At 73.7% G+C, this 26,771-nt stretch carries 23 protein-coding genes; 18 read left to right on the top strand and 5 right to left on the bottom strand.

Features of this window, described 5'->3' with window-relative positions; translation table 11 throughout:
* Positions 1-35: 35 nt before the first annotated feature.
* The 3 genes from ACIP64_RS21445 to ACIP64_RS21435 all read left to right on the top strand — a co-directional run bounded on the left by ACIP64_RS21445 (position 36) and on the right by ACIP64_RS21435 (position 3,786).
* Complete coding sequence (locus tag ACIP64_RS21445) at positions 36-1,133, top strand: glycine betaine/L-proline ABC transporter ATP-binding protein (RefSeq protein WP_401589479.1); 1,098 nt, start codon at positions 36-38, stop codon at positions 1,131-1,133.
* Entirely contained in the window at positions 1,126-2,925 is a 1,800-nt protein-coding gene (locus ACIP64_RS21440) for an ABC transporter permease/substrate binding protein (protein WP_401589029.1), read from the top strand. The genes ACIP64_RS21445 and ACIP64_RS21440 overlap by 8 nt, the downstream gene beginning before the upstream one ends.
* Before the next feature lie 126 nt (positions 2,926-3,051).
* Positions 3,052-3,786: a helical backbone metal receptor gene (locus ACIP64_RS21435; protein ID WP_401589027.1), complete on the top strand. Its 735-nt coding sequence runs from the start codon at positions 3,052-3,054 to the stop codon at positions 3,784-3,786.
* An 82-nt stretch (positions 3,787-3,868) separates the two neighbouring features.
* On the opposite strand, the gene ACIP64_RS21430 is transcribed toward ACIP64_RS21435, so the two are convergent.
* Complete coding sequence (locus ACIP64_RS21430) at positions 3,869-6,946, bottom strand: alpha-L-rhamnosidase N-terminal domain-containing protein (protein ID WP_401589025.1); 3,078 nt, start codon at positions 6,944-6,946, stop codon at positions 3,869-3,871.
* A gap of 237 nt (positions 6,947-7,183) precedes the next feature.
* On the opposite strand from ACIP64_RS21430, the gene ACIP64_RS21425 reads away from it, so the two are divergent.
* Positions 7,184-7,636, top strand: coding sequence for a GNAT family N-acetyltransferase (locus ACIP64_RS21425; protein ID WP_401589022.1), 453 nt, complete (start codon positions 7,184-7,186; stop codon positions 7,634-7,636).
* On the opposite strand, the gene ACIP64_RS21420 is transcribed toward ACIP64_RS21425, so the two are convergent.
* Positions 7,620-8,306: a gamma-glutamyl-gamma-aminobutyrate hydrolase family protein gene (locus ACIP64_RS21420; protein WP_401589019.1), complete on the bottom strand. Its 687-nt coding sequence runs from the start codon at positions 8,304-8,306 to the stop codon at positions 7,620-7,622. The two genes, ACIP64_RS21425 and ACIP64_RS21420, sit on opposite strands and share 17 nt — an antisense overlap.
* Before the next feature lie 106 nt (positions 8,307-8,412).
* Between ACIP64_RS21420 and ACIP64_RS21415 the strand changes: the two genes are divergently transcribed.
* Genes ACIP64_RS21415 through ACIP64_RS21400 form a run of 4 tightly spaced genes read left to right on the top strand, consistent with a single transcriptional unit; the run spans position 8,413 to position 12,976 of the window.
* Positions 8,413-9,789, top strand: a complete 1,377-nt coding sequence (locus ACIP64_RS21415; RefSeq protein WP_401589016.1) for a glutamine synthetase family protein — start codon at positions 8,413-8,415, stop codon at positions 9,787-9,789.
* A 17-nt stretch (positions 9,790-9,806) separates the two neighbouring features.
* Entirely contained in the window at positions 9,807-11,174 is a 1,368-nt protein-coding gene (locus ACIP64_RS21410) for an aldehyde dehydrogenase family protein (protein WP_401589478.1), read from the top strand.
* 8 nt (positions 11,175-11,182) lie between these two features.
* On the top strand, positions 11,183-11,971 hold the full coding sequence (locus ACIP64_RS21405) for a 3-oxoacyl-ACP reductase (RefSeq protein WP_401589013.1): 789 nt from the start codon (positions 11,183-11,185) through the stop codon (positions 11,969-11,971).
* 54 nt (positions 11,972-12,025) lie between these two features.
* Positions 12,026-12,976: a DUF2510 domain-containing protein gene (locus ACIP64_RS21400; protein ID WP_401589475.1), complete on the top strand. Its 951-nt coding sequence runs from the start codon at positions 12,026-12,028 to the stop codon at positions 12,974-12,976.
* 65 nt (positions 12,977-13,041) lie between these two features.
* On the opposite strand, the gene ACIP64_RS21395 is transcribed toward ACIP64_RS21400, so the two are convergent.
* Complete coding sequence (locus ACIP64_RS21395) at positions 13,042-14,244, bottom strand: amino acid deaminase/aldolase (protein ID WP_401589010.1); 1,203 nt, start codon at positions 14,242-14,244, stop codon at positions 13,042-13,044.
* Positions 14,245-14,392: 148 nt separating this feature from the next.
* Here ACIP64_RS21395 and ACIP64_RS21390 point away from each other — a divergent pair, with 148 nt between their 5' ends.
* Positions 14,393-15,415, top strand: a complete 1,023-nt coding sequence (locus tag ACIP64_RS21390; RefSeq protein ID WP_401589007.1) for a hypothetical protein — start codon at positions 14,393-14,395, stop codon at positions 15,413-15,415.
* The gene (gene mycP / locus ACIP64_RS21385) at positions 15,412-16,623 is read left to right on the top strand and encodes a type VII secretion-associated serine protease mycosin (protein WP_401589004.1); all 1,212 of its coding nucleotides are present in this window, start codon (positions 15,412-15,414) and stop codon (positions 16,621-16,623) included. Before ACIP64_RS21390 ends, mycP begins: the two co-directional genes overlap by 4 nt.
* On the opposite strand, the gene ACIP64_RS21380 is transcribed toward mycP, so the two are convergent.
* Positions 16,589-17,605, bottom strand: coding sequence for a serine hydrolase (locus tag ACIP64_RS21380; protein ID WP_401589001.1), 1,017 nt, complete (start codon positions 17,603-17,605; stop codon positions 16,589-16,591). The genes mycP and ACIP64_RS21380 overlap by 35 nt on opposite strands.
* Positions 17,606-17,699: 94 nt before the next feature.
* On the opposite strand from ACIP64_RS21380, the gene ACIP64_RS21375 reads away from it, so the two are divergent.
* Positions 17,700-18,431, top strand: a complete 732-nt coding sequence (locus tag ACIP64_RS21375) for an SseB family protein (RefSeq protein ID WP_401588998.1) — start codon at positions 17,700-17,702, stop codon at positions 18,429-18,431.
* Positions 18,432-18,447: 16 nt separating this feature from the next.
* Here ACIP64_RS21375 and ACIP64_RS21370 read toward each other — a convergent pair whose 3' ends face one another.
* Complete coding sequence (locus ACIP64_RS21370; protein WP_319662037.1) at positions 18,448-18,825, bottom strand: DUF1844 domain-containing protein; 378 nt, start codon at positions 18,823-18,825, stop codon at positions 18,448-18,450.
* Between the two features lie 404 nt (positions 18,826-19,229).
* On the opposite strand from ACIP64_RS21370, the gene infC reads away from it, so the two are divergent.
* The 7 genes from infC to pheT all read left to right on the top strand — a co-directional run bounded on the left by infC (position 19,230) and on the right by pheT (position 26,601).
* The gene (gene infC / locus ACIP64_RS21365; RefSeq protein ID WP_360906508.1) at positions 19,230-19,889 is read left to right on the top strand and encodes a translation initiation factor IF-3; all 660 of its coding nucleotides are present in this window, start codon (positions 19,230-19,232) and stop codon (positions 19,887-19,889) included.
* A 130-nt stretch (positions 19,890-20,019) separates the two neighbouring features.
* Positions 20,020-20,214 carry a 50S ribosomal protein L35 gene (gene rpmI / locus ACIP64_RS21360; protein ID WP_319662038.1) on the top strand — a complete coding sequence of 65 codons (195 nt, stop codon included), beginning with the start codon at positions 20,020-20,022 and terminating at the stop codon, positions 20,212-20,214.
* Between the two features lie 100 nt (positions 20,215-20,314).
* Positions 20,315-20,698, top strand: coding sequence for a 50S ribosomal protein L20 (gene rplT, locus ACIP64_RS21355; protein WP_018564305.1), 384 nt, complete (start codon positions 20,315-20,317; stop codon positions 20,696-20,698).
* 116 nt (positions 20,699-20,814) lie between these two features.
* Entirely contained in the window at positions 20,815-21,648 is an 834-nt protein-coding gene (locus ACIP64_RS21350; protein ID WP_401588994.1) for a TrmH family RNA methyltransferase, read from the top strand.
* Positions 21,649-21,692: 44 nt separating this feature from the next.
* The gene (locus ACIP64_RS21345) at positions 21,693-22,829 is read left to right on the top strand and encodes an ATP-binding protein (RefSeq protein ID WP_401588991.1); all 1,137 of its coding nucleotides are present in this window, start codon (positions 21,693-21,695) and stop codon (positions 22,827-22,829) included.
* A gap of 134 nt (positions 22,830-22,963) precedes the next feature.
* Positions 22,964-24,097, top strand: a complete 1,134-nt coding sequence (pheS, locus tag ACIP64_RS21340) for a phenylalanine--tRNA ligase subunit alpha (protein ID WP_401588988.1) — start codon at positions 22,964-22,966, stop codon at positions 24,095-24,097.
* The gene (pheT, locus tag ACIP64_RS21335; RefSeq protein WP_401588985.1) at positions 24,097-26,601 is read left to right on the top strand and encodes a phenylalanine--tRNA ligase subunit beta; all 2,505 of its coding nucleotides are present in this window, start codon (positions 24,097-24,099) and stop codon (positions 26,599-26,601) included. The genes pheS and pheT overlap by 1 nt, the downstream gene beginning before the upstream one ends.
* The last annotated feature ends 170 nt before the right edge of the window (positions 26,602-26,771 follow it).

Genomic DNA, 26,771 nt, shown 5'->3' with positions numbered 1-26,771 from the left:
AGCAGGTCGTCCTCCGTACGACCCCAGAGGTGTATGTGTACCGGTTGCAGGCAGAGCATCTGTACAAAGTGTTCGGCCCCGATCCCGAGGACGGCGTGCGCCGGCTGCGGGACGGCGCCGGACGCGAGGAGCTGCGCGCCGACGGCACGACCGCGGCCGTGATCGACGCGGGCTTCGACGTCCGCGAGGGTGAGATCTTCGTCGTCATGGGACTGTCGGGCTCCGGCAAGTCCACCTTGCTGCGCACCCTCAACGGGCTGCTCCCCCCGACCTCGGGGCGGGTGCTCTTCGACGGCCGCGACCTCACAGCGCTCTCCCCGCGCGAGCTGCGCCGGGTGCGCTCGCACGGCATCAGCATGGTCTTCCAGCACTTCGCGCTCTTCCCGCACCGCACCGTGCTGGAGAACGCCGCGTACGGCCTGGAGGTGCAGGGCGTCGGCCGCAAGGAGCGCGAGGAGCGCGCCGCGCGGGCCCTGGAGCTGACCGGACTGGCCGGCTGGGGCGGCTCCTGGCCCGACGAGCTGTCCGGCGGCATGCAGCAGCGCGTCGGCCTGGCCCGCGCGCTGGCCACGGACGCCGACGTGCTCCTGATGGACGAGTCCTTCAGCGCCCTGGACCCGCTCATCCGCCGCGACATGCAGGACCAGCTGCTGGAACTCCAGCGCGCCCTGAAGAAGACCATCGTCTTCATCACCCACGACCTCAACGAGGCGATGCGCCTCGGGGACCGCGTGGCCGTCATGCGCGACGGCCGCATCGTGCAGACCGGTACACCGGAGGACATCCTGCTGCGCCCCGCCGACGACTACGTCGCCTCCTTCGTGTACGACGTCGACCGCTCCCGCGTGCTGACCGCCGGCACGGTCATGGAGCCGCCGTCCGGCCCCGGCGCCGGCGACTGCCGCTGCGAGAGCGTCGACCCGCGGACCCCGCTCGCCGACGTCCTGCCCGTCAGCGCCCGCGTGCCGCACCCGGTCGCCGTCCGCGACCGGAACGGCGACGTGGCCGGTGTGATCACCCGGGAGCGGCTGCTCGCCCGACTCGGCGCGTACGACGGCCCGCCCGCCCCCTGCACCGACGGGGCGGCGCCCGAAGTGCCGGCGCAGGCCCGGAAGGAGGCGGCGCGTGCCTAGGCTGCCCCTCGGCGACTGGACGGACAGCGCCGTCACCTTCCTGCGCGACCACTTCGGCCCGCTCTTCGACGTCATCAGTGCGATCGTCTCCGGCATGTACGACGGCCTGGACGCCGTGCTCCAGGCCCCGGCGCCGCTGCTGCTCGCCGGGATCCTCGCCGTCCTGGCCCTGTGGCTGCGTGGGGCGACCGCGGGTGTGCTGTCCTTCGCGGGCCTGGCGGTCGTCATCTCCGTCCAGCAGTGGGACGAGGCCATGGACACCCTGTCCCTGGTGCTCGTCGCCACCGTCGTCACGATCGTGCTGGCCGTGCCGCTGGGCATCTGGTCGGCGCGCAACCGCACCGTCTCCGCCGCGCTGCGCCCGGTGCTGGACTTCATGCAGACGATGCCCGCCTTCGTCTACCTGATCCCCGGCATCTTCTTCTTCGGCGTCGGCCAGGTGCCCGGCATCATCGCCACCATCGTCTTCTCCCTGCCGCCGGGCGTGCGGATGACGGAGCTGGGCATCCGCCAGGTCGACGGCGAACTCGTCGAGGCCGCCGAGGCGTTCGGCACCACCGCGCGCAGCACCCTGCTGCGGGTGCAGCTGCCGCTCGCGCTGCCCACGATCATGGCGGGCGTCAACCAGGTGATCATGCTGGCGCTGTCCATGGTCGTCATCTCCGGCATGGTCGGCGGCGGGGGCCTCGGCGCCTCCGTCTTCACCGCCATCAGCCAGGTCGACATCGGCCTCGGCTTCGAGGCGGGCCTGTCGGTGGTCGTCCTGGCGATGTACCTCGACCGCGTGACCGGCGCGCTCGGCAGCCGCGTCTCGCCGCTCGGCCGGCGCGCGCTCGCCGCGGCCGCCGCCCCGCGCCGGTCCCGGCTGTGGACCTACCGTCCGCACACCTCCGTGGCCGTCGTCGGTGTGGTCGTCCTCGCCCTCGTCGCCGGCGGCATGAACGTCCTCGGCGGCGGGGACGACGGGCCCGCGGTCTCCGGGGCGAAGAACGTCGGCAAGGGCCGGCAGGTCGACCTCGGCTACATCCCCTGGGACGAGGGCATCGCCTCCACGTTCCTGTGGAAGGAGCTGCTGGAGCGCCGCGGCTACCGGCCGAAGGTCACGCAGTACGACGTCGGCGCGCTCTACACCGGCATGTCCGCCGGGCGGGTCGACGTCGAGACCGACTCCTGGCTGCCCGTCACGCACCGGTCGTACTGGGAGAAGTACCGGGACCACCTGGACGACTACGGCTCCTGGTACGGCCCGACCTCCCTGGAGCTGACCGTCCCCTCCTACGTCGAGGGAGTCGACTCGCTCGCGGACCTCAAGGGCCAGGGCAAGCGGTTCGGCGGCCGGATCATCGGCATCGAGCCCGGCGCGGGCATGATGACGATGCTCAACGACACGGTGCTGAAGACGTACGGGCTGGAGGGCGAGTACAAGGTCACCACCGGCTCGACCGCGAGCATGCTGGCCCAGCTCGACCGCTCGATCAAGGCGAAGGAGCCCGTCGTGGTGACCCTGTGGTCCCCGCACTGGGCCTACAGCGAGCACTCGCTGAAGAAGCTGAAGGACCCGCTCGGCGCCTGGGGCAAGGGGGACGGCATCCACACCCTCGCCCGCGACGGCTTCGCCGCCGACGAGCCCGCCGTCGCCCGCTGGCTGAAGGACTTCCGGCTCAGCGAGAAGGAGCTCACCGGGCTGGAGGGCGCCGTGCACGGCGCGGGCCAGGGCCACGAGCAGGACGGCGTCCGCGACTGGCTCGCCGCCAACCCGTCCGTCGAGAACCGGCTGGCCCCGGTCGGCTGACCCGGCGGGCCGGCCAGGCCCCCGCCACGCACCCCGGACGGCGCGGTACCCGGATCCCCCTCCCTCAGTTCCGGCGGCCGCGCCGTCCGGCCGTCCTCGCGCGCCGGGGCTCGATACGGTGGGCATATGACCCGTCGCGAGTCCGGCCCGGCACGGCGTGTGGTGTCCCTCGTGCCCTCGCTCACGGAGGCGGTGGCGACCACGGCCCCCGCACTCCTGGTGGGCGCGACCGACTGGTGCAGCCACCCGCCCGACCTGCGGGTCACCCGGGTCCAGGGGACCAAGAACCCCGACATCGAGCAGATCGTCCGGCTGGCCCCGGACCTGGTGATCGCCAACGAGGAGGAGAACCGCGCGCCCGACCTGGGGGCGCTGCGGTCCGCCGGGCTCGACGTGCTGGTCACGGAGGTGCGCAGCCTGCCGCAGGCCTTCGAGGAACTGCACCGCGTGGTGGTCGGCGCACTGGGCCTGCCCCGTCCCGCGTGGCTGGACGCCGCGGAGAAGGCCTGGGGGACGGTGCGGCCCGTGCCCCGGCCGCGCCGGGCCGTGGTCCCCGTCTGGCGCCGCCCCTGGATGGTGCTCGGCCGGGACACCTTCGCGGGCGACCTGCTGGCCCGGCTCGGCGTCGAGAACGTCTACGGCCACCACCAGGAGCGCTATCCGCGGGTCCCGGTGCGGGAGCTCAACACCGCGGGGGCCGATCTCGTGGTCCTGCCCGACGAGCCGTACCGCTTCACCGCGGACGACGGGCCCGAGGCGTTCCCGGGCCTGCCCTCGGCGCTGGTCAGCGGCCGCCACCTCACCTGGTACGGACCCTCCCTCGCGGAGGCCCCGGCGGTCCTGGCGGCGGCGCTCAACTGACGGCGGAGCCGCGTCACCGCAGCGGGAAGGGCCCCGGCGCACGCGCCGGGGCCCTTCGTGTGCGAGGGGCGTGCCCCTCAGGTCAGCCGCGGCCCACGGACGTGAACGCCGTCCGCCCCGATCCGACGCGGTACACCGCCCGCCCGTCCTGGACGCCCAGGTACGTCGCGCGGCCGCCGGACACGGTGTAGCGGCCGCCGTCCACCACCGGCAGGGCGACCGTCGCCGTGACGTTGACCGGCACCTCGACCGAGGTGTCCACGCCGTGCCGCTTGCGGGTCCAGCTGACCCCCACCGTGCCGCGCTCGGTCCACTGCGTGCCGGAGGCGTGGCTCACCCCCGCGTTCGCCGGGGCGATCCGCACCGACGAGCCGCCGGAACCGGTGACGGTGAGGCCGAGCACGCCCTCGAGCACGCCGACCGCTCCCGCGCCGCCCCAGCCGTGCGACATGCTCTCGCTGTTGCTCTGCGAGACCTGGCTCCCGGTGCAGGAACTCGTGGCGCAGCCCGGCGTCCACTGCTCCCACATGAAGGTGCCGCCCTCGGCGAGGACCTGGGCCGGGCCGTCGGCGGAGGGGTCGGTGAGGATCCGCACCAGCGTGTCCGGCCGGTCGGTGACCCGCAGCGCCTCCAGCAGGGTGCGCAGCGTCATCGGGCCCTGCTGCATCCCCAGCGCGTCCATGCCGTCGCCGAGGGCCGCGTACTCCGATGGCGCGGCCACGCCGTAGGCGACCGGGAAGGACTGCGCGTGCTCGCCGTGGTGGGCGATGCGCGCACCGTCCGCCGTCAGGCCGTCCGACCACAGACCGCTGACGGGGTCCCGCAGCTGCGCGCGCATCGCGGTGGCGACGCTCTCCGCCCGGTCCCCGTACGCGGCACCGGTGGCGTGGTCGCCGAGCTCCGCCGCGGCCTCCGCGACGGAGCGCAGCGCGCCGACGCCGAGCGCGTTGACGACGGTGCGGTCGACGTTGCCGTCGGTGACGTAGCCGTACCGCATGGGCGCCGGCCAGTCGATGATGCCGTGCAGGTAGGCGCCGCTGCCGCCGGGCAGGTCGGCGACCAGGCCCCGGTCGTCGACCGCCGACCAGATGTAGTCGGCGATGTTGCGCATCACCGGGAGGGCCTGCGCGAGCAACTGCCGGTCGCCGGTGGTCCGGTAGTAGCGCAGCACCCACTCGGGGAACATCTCGGTGTAGTCGGGGATGTCCCGCTTGGCGTCGCCGTTGGGGTAGACGGCGTTCATGGCGCCGTTCGGCCAGTAGCGCGCCTGCGAGTTCATGAAGGAGACGATGGCCTGGCGGGTCAGGCCGCGCTCCCCGTTCGCGGTCATGGTCGCGAAGGACTCGTCGACGGTGTCGCCGAGGAACTGGCCCTTCTCGCGGGTCGGGGTGTCGAGGAAGACGTTCTGCGCCGACTGGAGCGCCGAACGCTGCATCAGGTCGAAGACCTGGTCCAACGTGTCGTCGCTGCTGCGGAAGGTCGCGTCGTGCGGCGCGTCGGTGTTCTGGACGACGGCGCTGATGTCGTGCGCCGTCAGCTTCTCGCCGGGGTCGCTGATCTGGAGGTAGCGCCAGCCCCAGTAGGTGAAGGGCTGCGCGGTCTGCCGGCCGTCCTTCTCGGTGAAGAAGAAGCGCATGTTGCTGCCCTGGGTGTCCAGACCGGACGTGCCCGCACGGGAGTTGTCCACCCAGCGGCCCGCAGCGTGGTCCTCGCGCAGCGGGCGGTCCAGGGTGACGGTGGTGCCGTCCACCGCGGTGACGGTACGGGACTCCGGGTTCCCGGGGCCGTAACCGTCGGCGGGCCCGTCGACGGTGATCGCATCGCCGGTGTGGACGTTGGCCGTGCTGGCGAGCGTCACGGCGGTGTCGCCCCTGGCCGCGGCCGCGCTCAGTGTGGAGTTGCTGCGCCGGTAGCTGGTGGTGAACGTCAGCTGCCGGCCCGCGGTGCCGGAGTCGAGCCGGACGGAGGGCACCGCGGCGTACACCTTCCCGAAGTCGGCGAAGACGGTGCCGTCGGGCAGGCGCAGCACCGAGACCGGGTGGACGGTGCTCTGCGACAGGTGGGCCTGGAGCGCCGACAGGTGGGTGAACGCGCACGGCGACGAACCGCCGGAGTACGCGGCGCAGCTGACGGGGTTCGGGCGCGGGTGCGTGCCGACGACGGTGGCGGCGGCCCACGCGCTGTCGTCGTAGCCGGCGGTGTCCCAGCCGGTCGGCTCGGCGGTGGCGTCGTAGTACTCGACGCGGTCGCCGGAGTCGCTGTTGCGGTACGTCAGGGTGTCGACGCGCTGGGGGTCGTAGCGGTGCACCTTCCAGCTGCCGTCGGACACCGCCACGTCACGGCTGCCGTCGGCGTGCTCGACGACCACCTTGACCAGCGTGCCCGAGGGGCCCTCGGGGCTGCCCGGCCCGTTGGCCCGGCCCTGGCACTTGCACGACCAGTAGTGCGTCAGCACGCCGACGGCCAGGTCCCGGCCGGCCTTGACGCCCTGTACGGCGGCGACGTCGTAGAAGCCCTCGCCCGCGTACTCGTAGGAGGAACTGCGCTGCACCTGGGCGCCGTTGACGTCGACCTGCCAGTCTCCGGCGGCCGCGACCCAGATCCGGGTACGGACCACGGGGCTGCCCGCCGAGACCCGCAGCACCTTGCGCGCGGCCGTCCACTCGTTGGCGGCGTCGTTGCCCGTGGCGGGGCGGCGGATCCACTGGGCGCCCGACCAGTCCTGGTCGCCCAGCCCGGCGCCGAAGGAGGCCTCGCGCGAGTAGGGCGAGGCCTCGCCCGCGCGGTCCCAGGTCCTGACCTGCCAGCGGTACGTGGCGCCGGGGGCCGGCGCGGGACCGCCGTAGGGCACCCAGGACTGCTCGGAGCCGGCGACCTTGCCGCTGTCCCAGACCGTGCGCCCGGCGGAGTCGCGGACGAGGATGCGGTAGGCGGTCTGGATCTCGCCGGGGTCCTTGTCCTGCGGCAGCCAGCCGAACTGCGGTGCTCCGTCGACCGCGAGGGGGTCGGTCCGGTCGTCGACCGTCAGGCCGTCCGGCGCCTGCGGGGCATGGTTGCGGGGGGCCCGGTCGGCGAAGGCCTGGGGCGTGCCCGCGAGCACCATGCCGAGGGCGAGCGCGAGCAGCGCGAGCCGGCGTACGAGGGGTGGACGTCGTTTCATGAACACCTCATTGGTATCGCGACGCGTTTTAACGTTTCAATCCATGGGCGCGCAAAAGGGCGGCGCGCCGGGGCGGCCGTGGTCACGGGGTAGGTGGGTGGTGGACGTCAAAGGGGTGATTGATACGTTTCAAACACCCTTGCGGAGCCTAGGGAGCACCGCGGCCCACTGTCAACGGTCGTGCACGCGCCAACCCCGCTTCCCGGCCGGGCCGCCGCCGACCCTAGGGTGAACCGCATGAGTGACCTGCACATGCGCCCCGCCACGCCCGCCGACCTGCCCGAGATCGTCGCGATGTTCGCCGACGACGCGCTCGGCAGCGGCCGCGAGACCCCCGACGACATGGCGCCGTACCTCGCGGCGTTCGAGCGCGTCGCGGCGGACCCGGGGCAGCACGTCGTCGTCGCGGAGCGGGACGGCCGGCTCGTGGGCGTGCTGCAGCTGTCGGTGATCCCCGGGCTCTCACGGCGCGGCGCGACGCGCTCCGTCATCGAGGCGGTGCGCGTGCACCGCTCGGCCCGCGGCGGCGGCCTGGGGACGGCGATGATCGAGTGGGCCGTCGAGGAGTCCCGCCGGCTGGACTGCGCGCTGGTGCAGCTCACCTCCGACGTCTCCCGCACCGACGCGCACCGCTTCTACGAGCGGCTCGGCTTCACCGGCTCCCACGTCGGCTTCAAGCTGCAGCTCTGACCAGCGCCCGCATCACCCGGTCGTCCGTGCCGTCCATCTCCGGGTGCCACTGCACCCCCAGCACGAAGGCCTCCCCGGGCAGCTCGACCGCCTCGGGCGTGCCGTCCTCGGCATGGGCGGCGACCAGCAGGTCCCGGCCGAGGGCGTCGACCGCCTGGTGGTGGTAGGTGGGCACGGAGACGGCCTCCGGGACCGCCGCCGCGTACCGCGTGCCGGGCACCGGCTTGACGACGTGGCCGCCGAAGACCCCGGCGGCCGGTCCGCGGTGGCCGTCCAGGTGCTGCACGAGCGTGCCGCCGAGGGCGACGTTGAGCAGCTGCATGCCGCGGCAGATGCCCAGCAGCGGCACACCGCCCGCCAGAGCGGCCCCGATCAGGGCGAGTTCCCAGGCGTCGCGCTCCCGGGCCGGCGGGTCGGTGCGCGGGTCGCGCTCCGCCCCGTAGGTCCCCGGGTCGACGTCCGGGCCGCCCGCCACGACGAGCCCGTCCAGCCGCGCCACGGTCTGCGCGGCCAGCTCCGGCAGGTCCGGCGGGAGCATCGCGGCGAGCCCGCCCGCGCGCTGCACCAGCAGCGGATACCCGGCCGGCAGCAGGGCCGCGGGCAGCTCCCAGGCACCCCAGCGGGCGGAACCGACCCAGTAGGTGCTGATCCCGATGAGCGGACGGGCCACATGAGCCTCCCGGCGACGCGCGGATTTCTTCCCGCACCGTACCCAACCCGCCCTCCCGGCCCGTACTTTTGGATCACCTGTCGGCCGGTAGAAGAGGTGACCACCCGTGGAGCACCGAACAGCCCCGCTCAGCACCCACGACCTGAGGCGTCTTGTCGACTCCGGCGAGGTCGACACCGTGGTCGTGGCCTTCACCGACATGCAGGGCCGCCTCCAGGGCAAGCGCTGCGCCGCACGCCACTTCCTCGACGACGTCCTGGAGCACGGCACCGAGGGCTGCAACTACCTGCTGGCCGTGGACGCCGACATGAACACCGTCGACGGCTACGCCCTGTCGTCCTGGGAGCGCGGCTACGGCGACTTCGCCCTCCACCCCGACCTCGGCACGCTGCGCCGCACCCCCTGGGACGCGGGAACCGCCCTGGTCATCGCCGACCTGCGGCTGCTGGACCACGACGCGGCACCCGTCGGCCCCTCGCCCCGGCAGATCCTGCGCCGGCAGCTGGAGCGGCTCGCCGGGCGCGGCTGGACCGCGTACACGGGGACCGAGCTGGAGTTCATCGTCTTCAAGGACACCTACGAGCAGGCCTGGAACAGCGGCTACCGCGGCCTGACGCCCGCCAACCAGTACAACGTCGACTACTCGCTGCTGGGCACCGGCCGCATCGAGCCGCTGCTGCGCCGCATCCGCAACGAGATGGGCGCGGCCGGCATGCGCGTGGAGTCCGCCAAGGGGGAGTGCAACCTCGGGCAGCACGAGATCGCCTTCCGCTACGACGAGGCCCTGGTCACCTGCGACCAGCACAGCGTCTACAAGACCGGCGCCAAGTCGATCGCGGCGCAGGAGGGTTACGCGCTGACCTTCATGGCCAAGTACAACGAGCGCGAGGGGAACTCCTGCCACATCCACCTCTCTCTGCGCGACGGCGACGGCAACCCCGTCTTCGCGGGGGAGGAGCCGGGTGGGATGTCGGAGACGATGCGCCACTTCCTCGCCGGGCAGCTCGCCGCGCTGCGCGACTTCGCGCTGCTGTACGCGCCCAACATCAACTCCTACAAGCGCTTCCGGCCCGGTTCCTTCGCCCCGACCGCCGTCGCGTGGGGCCCGGACAACCGCACCTGCGCGCTGCGCGTCGTCGGCCACTCCCCGGCCGCGCTGCGCCTGGAGAACCGTGTGCCGGGCGGCGACGTGAACCCGTACCTGGCCGTGGCCGGCATGGTCGCCGCCGGCCTGTACGGGGTGGAGAACAAGCTCGCCCTCCCCGAGCCCGTGACGGGCAACGCCTACGCGGCGGACGGCGTGGCACACGTCCCCACCACGCTGCGCGAGGCCGCCGCCCTGTGGCAGGACAGCCCGATCGCGCGGGCGGCGTTCGGCGACGAGGTCGTCGAGCACTACGCGAACATGGCCCGCGTCGAGCAGGACGCGTACGACACCGCCGTGACCGACTGGGAGCGCTACCGCTCCTTCGAACGCATGTGAGGCCCGCAGTGCCCGATGTGCTGGACACCCTGGAAGTGCTCAACCCGGCCACCGAGGAGGTGATCGCCACCGTCCCCGCGGCGGGTCCCGCGGACGTGGACGCCGCCGTCGCGCGGGCCGCCCGCGCCCAGACCGCCTGGGCGGCCCTGGCCCCGGCGGACCGGGCCCGGCTGCTGCGCCGCTTCGCGGCGGCGGTCGACGGCCACGTGGAGGAACTGGCCGCCCTGGAGGTGCGGCAGGCCGGTCACACGATCGGCAACGCGCGCTGGGAGGCCGGCAACGTCCGCGACCTGCTGGAGTACGCGGCCGGCGGGGTGGAGCGCCTGATGGGACGTCAGATCCCGGTGCCCGGCGGCATCGACGTCACCTTCCTGGAACCGCTGGGCGTCGTCGGCGTCATCGCGCCCTGGAACTTCCCCATGCCCATCGCCGCCTGGGGCACCGCCCCCGCGCTCGCGGCGGGCAACGCGGTGATCCTCAAGCCCGCGGAGACCACCCCGCTGACCGCGCTGCGGCTCGCGGAGCTCGCGCTTCAGGCCGGGCTGCCCGAGCACCTCTTCCAGGTGCTGCCGGGCCGGGGGCCCGTCGCGGGCAACGCCCTGGTGGAGCACCCGGGCGTGGCGAAGATCGTCTTCACCGGCTCGACCCGGGTCGGCAAGCAGATCATGGCCAAGGGCGCGGACACCCTCAAGCGGGTCACCCTCGAACTCGGCGGCAAGTCGCCCAACATCGTCTTCGCCGACGCGGACCTGGAGAAGGCGGCGGCGACCGCCCCCCTGTCCTTCCTCGACAACGCCGGACAGGACTGCTGCGCCCGCACCCGCATCCTCGTGCAGCGCACCGCGTACGACCGGTTCATGGCCCTGCTGGAGCCCGCCGTCCTGGCCGTCGGCGTCGGCGACCCGGCCGACCCCGCGACCGCGATGGGACCGCTGATCTCCGCCGTGCAGCGCGACCGGGTGCGGGAGTACGTGGCCACCGCGGCGCCCGCGGCGATCCGCGGCACCGCGCCGGAGGGCAAGGGCTTCTGGTACCCGCCGACCGTGCTCGCGCCCGCCGACCCGGGGGAGCGCGTCGCGGTGGAGGAGGTCTTCGGGCCGGTCGCCGTCGTCCTGCCCTTCGAGGACGAGGCCGACGCGCTGCGGCTGGCCAACGCCACCCCGTACGGCCTGTCGGGCTCGATCTGGACCCGTGACGTCGGCCGCGCCCTGCGGCTCGCCCGGGGCACCGCGGCCGGCAACCTGTCGGTCAACTCCCACAGCTCGGTGCGCTACTGGACACCGTTCGGCGGCTTCAAGCAGTCGGGGCTCGGGCGCGAGCTCGGCCCCGACGCGCTGGCCGCCTTCACCGAGACCAAGAACGTCTTCATCAGCACGGAGGAGTGATCCCGGCAATGACGCAAGCAGAGACAGCGGTGTGCCGCCGCCTGGTGGGCCGGACGGCGGTGGTCACCGGCGCCGGCAGCGGCATCGGGCTCGCCTCGGCGCGCCGGCTGGCCTCCGAGGGCGCCCACGTCGTGTGCGCCGACATCGACGAGAGCGCGGGCAAGGCGGCGGCCGAGGAGGTCGGCGGGCTGTTCGTGAGGACGGACGTCACCGACGCCGATCAGGTCGAGGCCCTGTTCCGGACCGCGTACGACACCTACGGCTCGGTCGACGTCGCCTTCAACAACGCCGGCATCTCGCCCCCCGACGACGACTCGATCCTCACCACCGGCATCGACGCCTGGCGCCGGGTGCAGGAGGTCAACCTCACGTCGGTCTACCTGTGCTGCAAGGCGGCGCTGCCCTACATGCAGCGGCAGGGCAAGGGCTCGATCATCAACACCGCGAGCTTCGTGGCGGTCATGGGCGCGGCGACCTCCCAGATCTCGTACACCGCCTCCAAGGGCGGCGTGCTGGCGATGTCGCGCGAACTGGGCGTGCAGTTCGCCCGCGAGGGCATCCGGGTCAACGCGCTGTGCCCGGGACCGGTCAACACCCCGCTGCTGCGGGAACTGTTCGCCAAGGACCCCGAGCGCGCCGCCCGCCGGCTGGTGCACATCCCCGTCGGGCGCTTCGCGGAGGCGGAGGAGATCGCGGCCGCCGTGGCCTTCCTCGCCAGTGACGACGCGTCCTTCATCACCGGTGCGGAGTTCCTGGTCGACGGCGGGATCGCGGGGGCGTACGTGACCCCTCTGTGACCGGTGGTCTGACGGGAATCTTAGGGCCCTGGCCTTAGGGTGACGCCCGTGACCATGACGACCCCGCCCGGCTGGTACCCAGAACCCGGGCAGACAGGAAACGGCCCGGCACTCGAGCGCTGGTGGGACGGGTCCGCGTGGACCGAGTACACCCGCGGCACCCAGGTCCCCGCCCCGGTGTTCGACGCCGGGGCGCCGGGCTGGCCGGCGTACCCCGCCGCCTTCCCCGCCGCGCCGCGCAAGCGGCGCGGCGGCCTGATCGCGATCGCCGTCGTCGCCGCGGTCGTGGTGGCCGGCGCGGTCGTCGGCGGCGTCGTCGCCCTCGGCAGGGGCAGCGACTCCGGCGCGGACTCCGCCCGGCCCGCCCCCTCGGTCACGGCCCCCGGCCCCGGCCGGGAGGGCGGGAACGGCCCCGACGGCAACGGCCCGGGCGGCGGCCCCGGCGGCGGCCAGGACAACCTGCCCAAGGCCGACCCCGGCTTCGCCGTCGACCTGGTGGACGGCATCAGCCTCCCCGTCCCCGACAGCTGGACGGGCGGCACGAGCCGCGACGGGCTCGCCCAGCTCACCGTGGGCGAGTACGCCTGCCCCGGCGACACCGCGAACACCTGCGTGCGCGGCGGCGTCTTCTCCATGCCCGCCGCGGCGGTGAAGCTGAAGTCCACCACCGCCGAGGCCGCGGCCAAGGAGGACATCGCGGGCAATGCCGAGGAGTCCTACGGCGGCAAGATCTACGGCGGTCTCACCTCGCACACGCAACTGCTGTCGCAGAAGACCACGGTCGCCGGCCAGCAGGGCTGGCTGGTGCGCTGGAAGGTCGTCACGAAGAAGGGCGACGACGGCTACGTCCAGTCGCTGGTGTTCCCCTCGCCGCAGGACCCCGCCAGGCTCGTGCTGGTCCGCTCCGGCTTCGACATCAACGACAAGGCGCCGGAACTCTCGGTGATGGACGACATCGTCAAGGGCATCAAGGCCGTCGGCTCCGGGGGCGGCACGGGCATCTGACCCGCCCGCCGCACGCCTCCGTTCCCGCCGGTGCCCCGGCGCGCACGGAGGCGTGCGCGCGACCTCTAGAGGAACGTCTTGCCCTCGCCCCGGTACGTCGGGACCGTCGCCACGACCCGGTCGCCCTCCACGAGCCGCAGCGTGTCGAACCGCTCGCACAGCTCGCCCGCCTTCGCGTGCCGGAACCACACCTTGTCGCCGATCAGCAGATCGTCCGCGGCCGACCCGATCAGCGGGGTCTGCACCTCGCCCGGACCCTCCTGCGGGTCGTAGCGCAGCCCCTCCGGCAGGTACGGCACCGGCAGCCGGTCCGCGCCCGCCGCTCCCGAGGCCGGGTAGCCGCCGCCGAGCACGGTCACCACGCCGACCCCCGGGCGCCGGACCACCGGCTGGGCGAAGAGCGCCGCCGGGCGGCCCCGGAACGAGGTGTAGTTGTCGAACAGCCGCGGCACGTACAGCCCGGACCCGGCCGCGATCTCCGTCACCGCGTCCTCGGCGGCCGTGCTCTGCACACTGCCCGTGCCGCCGCCGTTGACGAACTCGAGCCCCGGCGCGACCTCCCGCACCGCCCGCACGACCGCGGCCCGTCGCGCCGCCAGTTCCCTGCGCGCCCGCGCCTGCATCAGCCGGATCGCCCGCGAGCGCACCGGACGTCCCGCGATCGCGTCGCCGACCCCGGCCACATGCCCCTCGTACGCCATGATCCCGACCAGGCGGAAGCCGGGCCGCCGGGCCACCTCGCCCGCCAGCGCGGCCAGTTGGGCGGGCTGGTGCAGCGGGGAGCGCAGCGCGCCGACGCGGACGCGGCCGCCCAGCATCCGCAGCGAGGTGTCCATCTCCAGGCAGACCCGCACGATCTCCGAACCGCCCGCGCGGGAGGAGTCGATCAGGTCGAGCTGGGCCACGTCGTCGACCATGACCGTGACCGCCGCCGCCAGCTTCGGGTCCGAGGCCACTTCCGCGTAGCCGGCACGGTCCGCCGAGGGGTAGGCGAGCAGCACGTCGTCGAAGCCCGAGCGGGCCAGCCACACCGACTCCGCCAGCGTGTACGACATGATCCCGGCGAAGCCCTCGCGGCCGAGCACCCGCTCCAGCAGCGCCCGGCAGCGCACGGACTTCGAGGCCACCCGTATCGGTTTGCCGCCGGCACGTCGTACCAGGTCGGCGGCGTTGGCGTCGAACGCCTCCAGGTCCACGACCGCCAAGGGCGCGTCGAGGTCGGCGGTGGCCCGGTCGTAGCGGGCCCGGTCTGCTGCGCGATCAGACATGCGCGCAGCTTGCCAGAATGCCCCTACCGAGCGGTAGGGGCAAGTGATCCGTACTCGCACCGCGCGGGGCGCCCACGACCAGTAGAGTGACGCCGCAGGTCCAATGCGCGAACAGGCCGTGTCCGAACCGGCCGTGAGGGGGCACCGGGTGAGCACCGGTTTCGACAGCGGGGGCACCACCCCCCGGCCGAGCTGGTCACCGCGCCCCATACCCCCCACCTCCGCCGCCTGGCCCCCGCCCGCCGCGGCCGGCCCCGCGGGCGCCGGCTGGCCCGGGATCGCCGGCCTGCCGCCGCAGCCCGGCCACCCGCCCGCGATCGCGTGGTCCTCGCCCGTCCCGCAGCCCGCCCCGCCGCCGCGTCCGCCGGGCGTCGCCGCCCACGCCGCGCAGGCCCGGCCGCGCGCGGCCGCGGCCGCGCTCTGCCTGGTGCTCGGCCTCGGACTGCTCGGCGGAGCGGCGGCCGGACTGTGGATCAACCACGAGCCCGCCACCCCGGCCCCCACCGCGGCGCAGATCAGCGCACGGCAGTTCGCGCAGGCCCGCGCCCTGTGGCACAGCACGCCGGTCGACACGCTCTTCCCGCCCGTACTGGACGGCCGCGGCGCGGGCCCCGGCGGCGCCGACCGCACCTGGACGCGGATCGGCGTGGCCCCGCCGAGCGGCTGTGCCGAGGCCTTCGACCCGCTGCTGGCCCAGGTGCTGCGGCCGGCCGGCTGCGTGAAGCTGCTCCGTGCCACGTACACCGACGCCTCGGCGGGGGCGGTGACGACCGTCGGACTCCTCGTCACCTCGGCCGGCGCCCCGGTCATGCGCGGGCTCCACGACCGGTGGACCACCCAGCGGCTCGGCTCCCGCGCCGACCTGATGCCCCGTCCGGTCGCCTTCCCCGGAACGGTGTCGGCGGGCTTCGGCGACAAGCAGCGCGCCACCTGGACCGTGGACATCGCCGCCGACCTGCCCGTGGTCGTGTACGCGGTCAGCGGCTTCGCCGACGGCCGCGAGACCGCCGTCCCCCAGCCCGTCGCCTCCGCGGTCGCCGACGGCGCCACCGCGGCCCCCGCCCAGGCCGGCCTCGGCCACGACGCCAAGGCCCTCGCCGACACCGTCGGCAGCCGGGTCCGGCAGGCCGCGCGATCGCTGACGGCGTCCCCGTCGGGAGGCGCGCGATGAGGGCCGGCACGATGCGGCGCGTCGCCGCGGCAGTGGTCGCGGCCGCCGGACTCGCCCTGGTCCCGGTCGTCCCGGCGCACGCCGACGCGGTACGGGACGCGGACTGGGCGCTGGACGCCCTGCACGCACAGGACGCGTGGCGGACGACGAAGGGCCGCGGCGTCACCGTCGCCGTCCTGGACACCGGCGTGGACGACACCCACCCCGACCTGACCGGGCAGGTGCTCCAGGGCAAGGACCTGATCGGCTTCGGCGACGGCCGCGGGGACGACGCGTGGGCCCGGCACGGCACCGGCATGGCGGGCATCATCGCGGGCCACGGCCACGGTCCCGGCGGCGAGGACGGCGTGATGGGCATCGCGCCCGAGGCCAAGATCCTCCCGGTGCGCGTGATACTGGAGGACAAGGACCCGCAGCGCAAGAAGGCCCGCACCACCCGCGGCGGCGCGCTGTCCGAGGGCATCCGGTGGGCCGCCGACCACGGCGCGGACGTCATCAACCTCTCCCTCGGCGACGACAGCCGCACCGCCCACCCCGAGGCGCAGGAGGACGACGCCATCCAGTACGCCCTGAGCAAGGGCGTGGTCGTGGTGGCCTCCGCGGGCAACGGCGGCGAGCAGGGCAATCGGGCCTCGTACCCGGCCGCGTACCCGGGCGTCATCGCCGTCGCGGCCGTCGACCGCTACGGCACCCGCGCCGCCTTCTCCACCCGGCGCTGGTACGCGGCCGTCTCCGCGCCCGGCGTCGACGTGGTCATCGCCGACCCCAACCGCCGCTACTACGAGGGGTGGGGCACCAGTACGGCCTCGGCCTACGTCTCCGGCACCGTCGCGCTCATCCGCTCCGCGCATCCGAAGCTGAGCCCGGCCCAGGTCAAGCGGCTGCTGGAGGACACCGCGCGGGACGCCCCGCCCGGCGGGCGCAGCGACTCCGTCGGCTACGGACTGGTGGACCCGGCAGCGGCCCTCGCGGCGGCGGACCACCTGCGGCCGCAGAGCCCGGCCCCGAGCCCCGCCCGCTACCCGCGCAGGTACTTCGGCCCCGGTCCCGGCGCCGCGCGCGCGGCGGCCGCCGTGCACGGGGACACCTTCGGCGACGGGATCGCCGCCGCGTTCGCCGCCGCCGGCGCCGTCCTGGTCGGTGTCGCGGCCGCACTGTGGCTGCGGCCCCGGTTCACGACGCGGCGGAACCGCCCGCAGCCCTGGTGAACGCCGCCACCGCCGCCTCGGCCGCGTCCTCGACCAGCGCGATGCCTTCGGCCTGTGTCGCGCTGCCGCGCGAGACGACGGCGACCAGGTAGGTGTGACCGCCCGAGGTGATCCGGCCGATGCTGTTGATGTCCCACAGCGAGGTCGTACTCCGTTGCAGCCAGCCGTTCTTGACCTCGAAGTCGCCGTCGGCCGCGCTCGTCACCCCCCAGTTCTGGCCCGCGTCGACCCGGCCCATCAACTGGCGTATGTAGGTGCGCGAGGCCGTGTCCAGCACTCCGTGTGATCCGAACACCCCCCGCAGCAGTGTCAGTTGGTCCGCCGCGGTGGTCTGCGTCAGCCCCCACAGCAGTCCGCCGCCGCCGGTCGTCCCCGTCAGGCCCAGGCGCTTGTTCGCCGCGTCGAGACCGGCGGCGCGCCCTATGCGCTGCCACAGTTCCAGGGCCGCCGCGTTGTCGCTGTCCTCGATCATGACCTCGGCCCGGGCCCGCTCGTGCGCGGTCAGGGCCCGCCCGGCGTCCTGCGCCTGGAGCAGCAGCGCGGCGAGGATGTCCACCTTGACGATGCTCGCGGTGTCGTACGCCCCCTGTCCGTACACCGCGCTGTCCCCCGACGCGGTGTCCGTGATCGCGACCGAGTACTCCGCGCGGCCGCCGCCGGTCACGCCCGCGAGCGCCGTGCCGACGACGTCGTCGAAGTCCACCTCCACGTGTCGTTCGGCCTCGCCCGAGACCACGTCCGCCGGCACCTCCGGCGTCGTCGTCCCGGGCACCGCCGGGACCGGCGCGGCCGGCACATGCCGGTGGGTCGCGGACACGGACAGCACGGCGGTCAGCGCCGCGGTCGTCACGACCGCGACGGCCGCCACGTCGCGCACCGCCCCGTGCGGGCGCGCGCCCTCCGGGCCGGAGCGTTCACGGGAGCGGTCACGACGGCGGCCGGCGAACCGGCGTCGCCACGGGGCGGACGAGTCGGGTGCCATGTCCGTGAAGCTAGGGACCGAACCTGCGGGTCCCATGAGAGAGCCATTAAGGACCGGTAACAATCGCCCCGAGTCCTGCGGCTACCCTCGGGGGGTGCCTCCCAAGAACATCCCGGACTCCGGGTTCCCCGACGACGACGGCTCCGCCGACCCCCGGCTGGCGGCGGCACTCACCGCCTTCGGCGCCGACCCGTCGGCGGAGGACGAGGTGCTGGCCGCGCTCCCGGGCGCGCGCCTGCTGGTGCCGGTCGTCGCGCTGCTGGGCGAGACCGAGGAGGGGCCCGGGGGGCTGCGCCGGGAGAAGACCAGCGACATGGCCGTGCCCACCATCGAGGCCGACGGCCGCCGCGCCCTGCCCGCGTTCACCTCGACCGCGTCGCTGGCCCGCTGGCGCGCGGACGCCCGTCCCGTGGCCGTGCCCCTGGGCCAGGCCCTGCAGGCGCTGGTCCACGAGAAGGCCGACACGCTGCTGGTCGACATCGCCGGCCCGGTTCCCTACGCCCTGACCGGGGCCGCGCTGCGGGCCGTCGCCGCCGGCCGCGGCAGCGGCGACCCGCTGGCCGACCCTGCCGTCCGCGCGGCCCTGCGCACGGCCGTCGCCGGAGAGCCGGACGTACTGCGCGCCCACCTGGTGCCCTCCGCCGGCTCGGACGGCACCCTGGGCATCGTGCTGGGGCCCGCCGCGGACGTACGTGCCGTCGCGCAGCGCGTCTCCGCCGCGCTGGCGGGCGACGAGGTGCTGCGGGGCGCCCTCGTGCGCGGTATCGAACTGGCCCTGCTGCCCGACGGCGCGACGCTGCCGGGCGAGCCCCTCTTCACGCGCTGACGGCGCTGCCCCGGCTCTACCCGTGGACGGGACCGGTGAACTTCTCGCCGGGGCCCTCGCCCGGGGCGTCCGGGACGGTGGACGCCTCGCGGAACGCGAGCTGCAGCGACTTCAGGCCGTCCCGCAGCGGGGCGGCGTGGTAGGAGCCGATCTCGGGCGCGCCCGCGGTGATCAGCCCGGCCAGCGCCGTGATCAGCTTGCGCGCCTCGTCGAGGTCCTTGTGCTGGTCGCCCTCCTCCGCGAGGCCGAGGTTCACCGCCGCCGCGCTCATCAGGTGCACCGCGACCGTCGTGATCACCTCGACCGCGGGAACGTCCGCGATGTCGCGGGTCATCGTGTCGAAGTCGGGGCGGTCCGCGGAGGGGGACTCGTGCTGGGAGGTGGCGTCGCTCATGCCTCACACGATAGGCCCACGCCGTCCGATTACGGTCTGCGGTCGATGGCTGGTATGCTTGACGATCGACCGGCTGGACAACTCTCCGCGGACGCGCGGCACACCGAAGCAGTATCCGGTGGAGCCCATGGACGCGGTGGGGACCAGCCCACAAGTGGAGCTCCGATCTCCCACCTTGCCGGCCCCGGAGGCCGACGGGTCACCGGTCAGGCGACGTGTCCTCGACGAGGGCGCGGTGCCCGACGCGCCCCGCGGGGAATACCGCGGCGGTGCTCCCGGTTGTGAGGAGCCCGCCTGTGACCCGTTAGGGGCGTTTTTTGCGTCTTCTCGCGGGCGGCAACCAACGACACAGATGTTACGCGGCTGTCGGCCAGTCAGCCGCGTGGTGCTACCGAGGAGGCCCCATCAGCGCCGAGCCCCGCATCAACGACCGGATTCGCGTCCCCGAGGTGCGACTCGTCGGTCCCAGTGGCGAGCAGGTCGGCATCGTGCCGCTTGCCAAGGCACTGGAGCTTGCGCAGGAGTACGACCTCGACCTCGTCGAGGTGGCGGCGAACGCACGCCCGCCGGTCTGCAAGCTCATGGACTACGGCAAGTTCAAATACGAGTCGGCCATGAAGGCCCGTGAGGCGCGCAAGAACCAGGCGCACACGGTCATCAAGGAGATGAAGCTCCGGCCGAAGATCGATCCGCACGACTACGACACCAAAAAGGGTCACGTCGTCCGGTTCCTCAAGCAGGGCGACAAGGTCAAGATCACGATCATGTTCCGCGGTCGTGAGCAGTCGCGCCCGGAACTGGGCTTCCGGCTGCTGCAGCGGCTCGCGGACGACGTCCAGGACCTGGGCTTCGTGGAGTCCTCGCCGAAGCAGGACGGCCGCAACATGATCATGGTCCTCGGTCCGCACAAGAAGAAGACCGAGGCGATGGCCGAGGCCCGCGAGGCGCAGGCCGCCCGCAAGGCCGGTCGCCTGCCGGGCAGCCCGGACGACGAGTTCGACCCCGCCGACGAGCACGGTGAGGAGCAGGAGCAGCAGCAGGACGCTCCCGCCGACGCCGGCTGACGCCACCGGACCGGTGTCCGGCGGCTACGCCAGGGCCCGGAGCACCGCTCCGAGCCAGGAAACGAAGGACTGACGCTCTCCGTCCGCCCCCGGGCGGACGGGAGGGCCAGCGACGAGGAGACTACGGCGCATGCCGAAGAACAAGACCCACAGCGGTGCGAGCAAGCGATTCAAGATCACCGGCTCCGGCAAGGTGATCCGCGAGCGCGCCGGCAAGCGCCACCTGCTTGAGCACAAGCCGTCATCGAAGACCCGCGCCCTGACCGGCACGGTTGTCCTGGCCAAGCCCGACGCCAAGAAGATCAAGAAGCTTCTCGGCAAGTGACGGCACGCCCCCTTCGACCAGGGGGCGCGCCGCTGGACCGGGACCCATTCGCTTTCGGACCGTGTGACGACTTCCGCGGTCCCTCAAAAGGAGTTATCAAGTGGCACGCGTCAAGCGGGCAGTCAACGCCCAGAAGAAGCGCCGGGCGATCCTCGAGCAGGCCAGCGGTTACCGCGGTCAGCGTTCCCGCCTGTACCGCAAGGCGAAGGAGCAGGTCACCCACTCCCTCGTCTACAACTACAACGACCGCAAGAAGCGCAAGGGCGACTTCCGTCAGCTGTGGATCCAGCGCATCAACGCCGCTGCCCGCGCCAACGGCATCACCTACAACCGCTTCATCCAGGGTCTGAAGGCCGCCAACGTCGAGGTGGACCGCAAGATCCTCGCGGAGCTGGCCGTGAACGACGCCAACGCGTTCGCCGCGCTGGTCGAGGTGGCCCAGAAGGCCCTTCCGAGCGACGTCAACGCCCCGAAGGCGGCCTGACCCACGCTCCTTCCGGACCCGCAGGCCGCGTGCCTGCGGGTCCGAGGTATGTCCGGGGCGCCGTCGCCGTGCGCCCCCGCAAGCCCGCCAGACCCGACCGAATCGAGTGCACCCCCATGGCCGGCCCCGAGCTGACATCCCTGCGGTCCCCGCGCGTCGTCGCGGCACGCCGCCTCGCCAAGCGCAGCTTCCGCGGCAAGGAGCGCCGCTTCCTGGCCGAGGGGCCGCAGGCCGTGCGCGAGGCGATGGCCCATCTCGTCGAGGTCTACGTCACCCCCGAGGCCGCGGAGCGCCACGCCGGGATCGTCGCCGCCGCCAGGGCCGCCGGCGTGCCGGTGCTCACCGCGACCGACGAGGTCGTCGCCGAGATGTCGGACACCGTCACCCCCCAGGGTGTCGTCGGCCTCTGCCGCTTCCTGGACACCCCGTTCGAGGAGATCCTCCGGGCCCGGCCGCGGCTGGTCGCCGTCCTCGCCCATGTGCGCGACCCCGGCAACGCGGGCACGGTGCTGCGCTGCGCCGACGCGGCCGGCGCCGACGCGGTCGTGCTGACCGACGCCTCGGTGGACCTGTACAACCCCAAGGCCGTGCGCGCCTCCGTCGGTAGCCTGTTCCATCTGCCCGTGGCGGTCGGCGTCCCCATGGAGACCGTGGTCGAAGGCCTGCGCGGGGCCGGCGTGCGGCTGCTGGCCGCCGACGGCGCGGGGGAGCGCGACCTCGACGCCGAGCTGGACGAGGGCACGATCGGCGGCCCGACGGCCTGGATCTTCGGCAACGAGGCCTGGGGCCTGCCGGAGGAGACCCGCGCACTGGCGGACGAGGTGGTGCGCGTCCCCATCCACGGTCGCGCCGAGAGCCTCAACCTCGCCACGGCCGCCGCCGTGTGCCTCTACGCCTCCGCCCGGGCGCAGCGTGCTCCCGGAGGGTGCCGCACGGTAACCCTGAGCTAGTAGGGTGGCGCCCCGGGGACCGCCCTGGAGAGGGGGTTGCGCCAATGGACGTCAGGACGACCGACGGTACGGCGCCACGCGAGCTGCCGGCCTGGACCGCCGTCCTGACCGAGTTCGGCATCACGACCGACGAACTGCCCGACGGCCTCGTCGTCGCCGACGAGCGGGGACTGGTCGTCTGCTTCAACGCCGCCGCCGCCCGCATCACCGCGCTCGAACCCGCCCGGGTCATCGGCCTGCCCATCGACCGGGCACTGCCGCTGGAGGACCTGGACGGCCGCCGCTGGTGGCAGCTCACCCAGCCGTACGAGGGGCTGTCCACCCGCACCGGGCAGCCCGAGCGCAACCTGCTGCTGCCCGGCGGACGCGAGGTGCTGGTCTCCGCCCGCTACGTCCGCGACCACCCCACCGGCCCGGTGCGCCGGCTGGTCGTCGCGCTGCGCGGCACCGAGGCCCGGCGGCGCACCGAGCGCAGCCACGCCGAGCTGATCGCCACCGTCGCGCACGAACTGCGCTCGCCGCTCACCTCGGTCAAAGGGTTCACCGCCACCCTGCTGGCGAAGTGGGAACGCTTCACCGAGGACCAGAAGAAGCTCATGCTGGAGACCGTCGACGCCGACGCCAACCGCGTCACGCGGCTGATCGCCGAACTGCTCGACATCTCCCGGATCGACTCCGGCCGGCTGGAGGTGCGGCGCCAGCGGGTCGACATGGTCGCCGCGATCCGGCGCCACGTGGGCGCGCTCGTCGCCGCGGGGGACTCGCCGGACCGCTTCCTCGTCCGGGTGGCGGAACCGCTCCCGGAACTGTGGGCCGACCCCGACAAGGTCGACCAGATCCTCGGGAACCTGCTGGAAAACGCCGTGCGCCACGGCGAGGGAACTGTCACCATTGACGTATCCGCGGCACCCCGCCCGGCCGACACCCCGCGCGAGCGGGACCAGGCCGGCACGGCGGTGACCGTCAGCGACGAGGGACCAGGCATCCCGGAGGAGTCCATGAACCGCGTCTTCACCCGCTTCTGGCGGGGCAGCAAGCGCGGCGGAACGGGCCTGGGGCTGTACATCGTCAAGGGCATCGTCGAGGCCCACGGCGGCACCATCATCGTGGGCCGCGCGCCCGGCAAGGGCGCCCAGTTCCGATTTATCCTGCCCGTCGGGGCGCCGGCCTTCCTGGCCTGAGCGCGCGTGGTCCTCCACCGGCCCCGACGGGCGTGACCAGCCTTTCCCCGTGGCCCCGATAGACTCGACCCTTGGCATTCAGCGGTCGGGCAGGCAGGTCGGCCACGCCATCACCCACATCGGAACGGGAAGAAATGTCGGCACCGAACAAGTCGTACGACCCTGTCGAGGTCGAGGCACTGAAACCGGAACAGATCGAGCGCCGGCGCGACGAGGCGCTCGCCGCGATCGCCGAAGCCGCCGACCTCGACGCGCTGCGCGAGGCCAAGGTGGCCCACACCGGGGACCGCTCGCCGCTCGCCCTGGCCAACCGTGAGATCGGCGCGCTGCCGCCGCACGCCAAGGCGGAGGCCGGCAAGCGCGTCGGCCAGGCCCGCGGCGCGGTCAACCAGGCGCTCAAGGCCCGCCAGGAGGTGCTGGAGAACGAGCGCGACGAACGCGTGCTGGTCGAGGAGGCAGTGGACGTCACGCTGCCCTACGACCGCACCCCGCGCGGCGCCCGGCACCCGCTGACCACGCTGTCCGAGCGGATCGAGGACATCTTCGTGGCCATGGGCTACGAGGTGGCCGAGGGCCCCGAGGTCGAGACCGAGTGGTTCAACTTCGACGCCCTCAACATCTGGGCGGACCACCCGGCCCGGACCATGCAGGACACCTTCTTCGTCGAGGGCGACAAGCCCGCCGGGTCCGACCCGCAGGAGAGCGGTGTCGTGCTGCGCACGCACACCTCCCCGGTGCAGATCCGCTCGCTGCTCGGCCGCGACGCCCCGGTCTACGTGATCTGCCCCGGCCGGGTGTACCGCTCCGACGAGCTCGATGCGACGCACACCCCGGTCTTCAACCAGGTCGAGCTGCTCGCCGTCGACGAGGGCCTGACCATGGCCGACCTCAAGGGCACCCTCGACCACATGGTCCAGTCGCTGTTCGGCGCGGACATCACGACCCGGCTCCGCCCGAACTACTTCCCGTTCACCGAACCGTCCGCCGAGATGGACATGGTCTGCTACGTCTGCCGCGGCGAGTCCGTCGGCAACCCGGACCGGCCCTGCCGCACCTGCGGCAGCGAGGGCTGGATCGAGCTCGGCGGCTGCGGCATGGTCAACCCGCGGGTGCTCACCGCCTGCGGCGTCGACCCGCAGAAGTACAGCGGCTTCGCCTTCGGCTTCGGCATCGAGCGCATGCTGATGTTCCGTCACAACGTCGAGGACATGCGAGACATCGTCGAGGGTGACGTGCGCTTCACCCTTCCGTTCGGGATGGAGATCTGATGCGGGTCCCGCTTTCTTGGCTGCGGGAGTACGTCGACCTGCCCGCCGGCGAGTCCGGCCGCGACGTCCAGGCCAAGCTCATTTCCGCCGGCCTCGAGGTCGAGACCGTCGAGCAGCTCGGCGCCGGCCTCAAGGGCCCGCTGGTGGTCGGCAAGGTGCTCACCATCGAGGAGCTGACGGGCTTCAAGAAGCCGATCCGCTTCTGCACCGTCGACGTCGGCATCGCCAACGGCACCGGCGAGCCCCAGGAGATCGTCTGCGGCGCGAACAACTTCGCCGTCGGCGACAAGGTCGTGGTCGTCCTCCCCGGCGGTGTGCTGCCCGGGAACTTCGAGATCGCCGCGCGCAAGACCTACGGCCGCACCTCGCACGGCATGATCTGCTCGGGCGCCGAGCTGGGTATGGGGGACGACGGGTCGCACGGCATCATCGTCCTGCCGCCGGAGCACGAGGCGGGTACCGACGCCATCGAGCTGCTGGAGCTCGTCGACGAGGTGCTGGACATCGCGGTCACCCCCGACCGCGGCTACTGCCTGTCGATGCGCGGCGTCGCCCGCGAGGCGGCGATCGCCTACGGCCTGCCGCTGCGCGACCCGGCGCTGCTCGACGTGCCCGGCCCGAACTCCTACGGCTACGAGGTCAAGGTCTCCGACCCGGTCGGCTGCGACCGCTTCACCGCACGGACCGTCACCGGGCTGGACCCGGAGGCGGGTTCGCCGGTGTGGCTGCAGCGCCGCCTGCAGAAGGCCGGCATGCGGCCGATCTCGCTCGCGGTCGACGTCACCAACTACGTGATGCTGGAGCTCGGCCAGCCGCTGCACGCGTACGACCGGCAGCGCGTCGAGGGCGCGATCGGCGTGCGCCGCGCGCAGCCCGGCGAGAAGCTGACGACGCTCGACGGACAGGTCCGGGTCCTGGACCCCGAGGACCTGGTCATCACCGACAACCGCGGGCCGATCGGCCTGGCGGGCGTCATGGGCGGGGCCAACACCGAGATCGACGAGACGGGCGCCACCACGACCGACGTCGTCATCGAGGCCGCGCACTTCGACCCGGTCGCCATCGCCCGCACCGCGCGCCGCCACAAGCTGTCCTCCGAGGCGTCCAAGCGCTTCGAGCGCGGCGTGGACCCGCTGGCCGCGTCCGCCGCCGCGCAGCGCACCGTGGACCTGCTGGTGCTGCTCGCGGGCGGTACCGCCGAGGCCGGCGTCACCGAGATCACCGCGCCCTCCGCGCCGCACACCCTCACGATCCCCGCCGACCACCCGGACAAGGTGGCGGGCCGGGAGTACGGCCGCGAGACCGTCGTGCGCCGGCTCCAGCAGGTCGGCTGCGACGTGTACGGGGCCGACGAGCTGATCGTCACCGTGCCGTCCTGGCGCCCCGACCTGCGCGACCCCAACGACCTCGCCGAGGAGGTCATCCGGCTGGAGGGCTACGAGAACCTGCCCTCCACGCTGCCGAACCTGCCCTCCGGCCGCGGGCTGACCGAGTCGCAGAAGCTGCGCCGCCGGGTCGGCCGGGCGCTCGCCGGGGCGGGCTACGTCGAGGTGCAGAACTACCCATTCCTGGGTGAGGGCGTCTTCGACCAGCTCGGCCTGGACGCGGACGACCCCCGCCGCATCACCGTCCGGCTCGCCAACCCGCTGTCGGACGAGGAGCCCGCGCTCCGCACCACCATGCTCCCCGGCCTGCTCGGCGCCCTGCGCCGCAACGTGGGACGCGGCGCGCACGACCTCGCGCTCTTCGAGACCGGCCTGGTCTTCCGCCCCAGCGGCGAGGAGCCCGCGCCGCCGCGGCTGCCGGTCGACCGGCGTCCCACCGACGCCGAGATCGCCGCGCTCGACGCCGCCCTCCCGCGGCAGCCCCGCCGGGTCGCCGTGGTCCTGTCGGGCGCACGCGAGCAGGCCGGCTGGTGGGGCGAGGGCCGCGCCGCGGCCTGGGCCGACGCCGTCGAGGCCGGACGGATCGTCGCCCGCGAGGCGGGGGTCGAGCTGATCGTCCGCCAGGACCGGCACGCCCCGTTCCACCCGGGCCGCTGCGCGGCGCTGCTGGCCGTCGCGGACGGCGAGGAGGTCCTCGTCGGCAACGCGGGCGAGCTGCACCCGCGGGTCATCAAGGCGATGCACCTGCCCGAGGGCACCGCCGCCATGGAACTGGACCTGGACCGCCTGGAGCGCGCCTCGGCCGGCGTGGTGGCGGCCCCCACGGTGTCCGCCTTCCCGGTCGCCACCCAGGACGTCGCGCTCGTCGTGGACGCCTCCGTCCCGGCCGCCGACGTCGAGTCGGCCCTGCGGTCCGGGGCCGGCGGGCTGCTGGAGGCGCTGCGCCTGTTCGACGTCTTCACCGGCGACCAGATCGGTGCCGGGAAGAAGTCACTGGCGTACTCGCTGCGGTTCCGTGCCGCCGACCGCACGCTGACCGCGGAGGAGGCCTCCGCGGCCCGTGACGCCGCGGTCGCCGTCGCGGCCGAGCGCACCGGCGCCTCCCTGCGCGGCGCGTAGGACGGCAAGGGTGCCGGGGAACCGGCGCCGGCTCGGCGCGGGGCGCACTCGGATCACCGGGTGCGCCCCGCGCGCGTGTCCGGGCGATGCGGTGCACGGGGGGCACGAGGGGCGGGGACGATCACCCCAATACCCCCGGCCGGGCCACATAAGGGTCACGTCGCACGATC

The organism is Streptomyces sp. NPDC088733 (assembly GCF_044751185.1).
Classification (GTDB): domain Bacteria; phylum Actinomycetota; class Actinomycetes; order Streptomycetales; family Streptomycetaceae; genus Actinacidiphila.
The sequence above is the reverse complement of the archived record's forward strand: the minus strand, read 5'-3'. Positions and strand labels throughout refer to the sequence as shown.

Bases quoted from the DNA above. Each gene is read 5' to 3' on its own strand.
- ACIP64_RS21435 (WP_401589027.1), top strand. From the start codon at position 3,052: ATGACCCGTCGCGAGTCCGGCCCGGCACGGCGTGTGGTGTCCCTCGTG.
- ACIP64_RS21430 (WP_401589025.1), bottom strand. From the start codon at position 6,946: ATGAAACGACGTCCACCCCTCGTACGCCGGCTCGCGCTGCTCGCGCTC.
- ACIP64_RS21425 (WP_401589022.1), top strand. From the start codon at position 7,184: ATGAGTGACCTGCACATGCGCCCCGCCACGCCCGCCGACCTGCCCGAG.
- ACIP64_RS21405 (WP_401589013.1), top strand. From the start codon at position 11,183: ATGACGCAAGCAGAGACAGCGGTGTGCCGCCGCCTGGTGGGCCGGACG.
- ACIP64_RS21400 (WP_401589475.1), top strand. From the start codon at position 12,026: ATGACGACCCCGCCCGGCTGGTACCCAGAACCCGGGCAGACAGGAAAC.
- ACIP64_RS21395 (WP_401589010.1), bottom strand. From the start codon at position 14,244: ATGTCTGATCGCGCAGCAGACCGGGCCCGCTACGACCGGGCCACCGCC.
- mycP (WP_401589004.1), top strand. From the start codon at position 15,412: ATGAGGGCCGGCACGATGCGGCGCGTCGCCGCGGCAGTGGTCGCGGCC.
- ACIP64_RS21380 (WP_401589001.1), bottom strand. From the start codon at position 17,605: ATGGCACCCGACTCGTCCGCCCCGTGGCGACGCCGGTTCGCCGGCCGC.
- ACIP64_RS21370 (WP_319662037.1), bottom strand. From the start codon at position 18,825: ATGAGCGACGCCACCTCCCAGCACGAGTCCCCCTCCGCGGACCGCCCC.
- rpmI (WP_319662038.1), top strand. From the start codon at position 20,020: ATGCCGAAGAACAAGACCCACAGCGGTGCGAGCAAGCGATTCAAGATC.
- ACIP64_RS21350 (WP_401588994.1), top strand. From the start codon at position 20,815: ATGGCCGGCCCCGAGCTGACATCCCTGCGGTCCCCGCGCGTCGTCGCG.
- ACIP64_RS21345 (WP_401588991.1), top strand. From the start codon at position 21,693: ATGGACGTCAGGACGACCGACGGTACGGCGCCACGCGAGCTGCCGGCC.
- pheS (WP_401588988.1), top strand. From the start codon at position 22,964: ATGTCGGCACCGAACAAGTCGTACGACCCTGTCGAGGTCGAGGCACTG.
- pheT (WP_401588985.1), top strand. From the start codon at position 24,097: ATGCGGGTCCCGCTTTCTTGGCTGCGGGAGTACGTCGACCTGCCCGCC.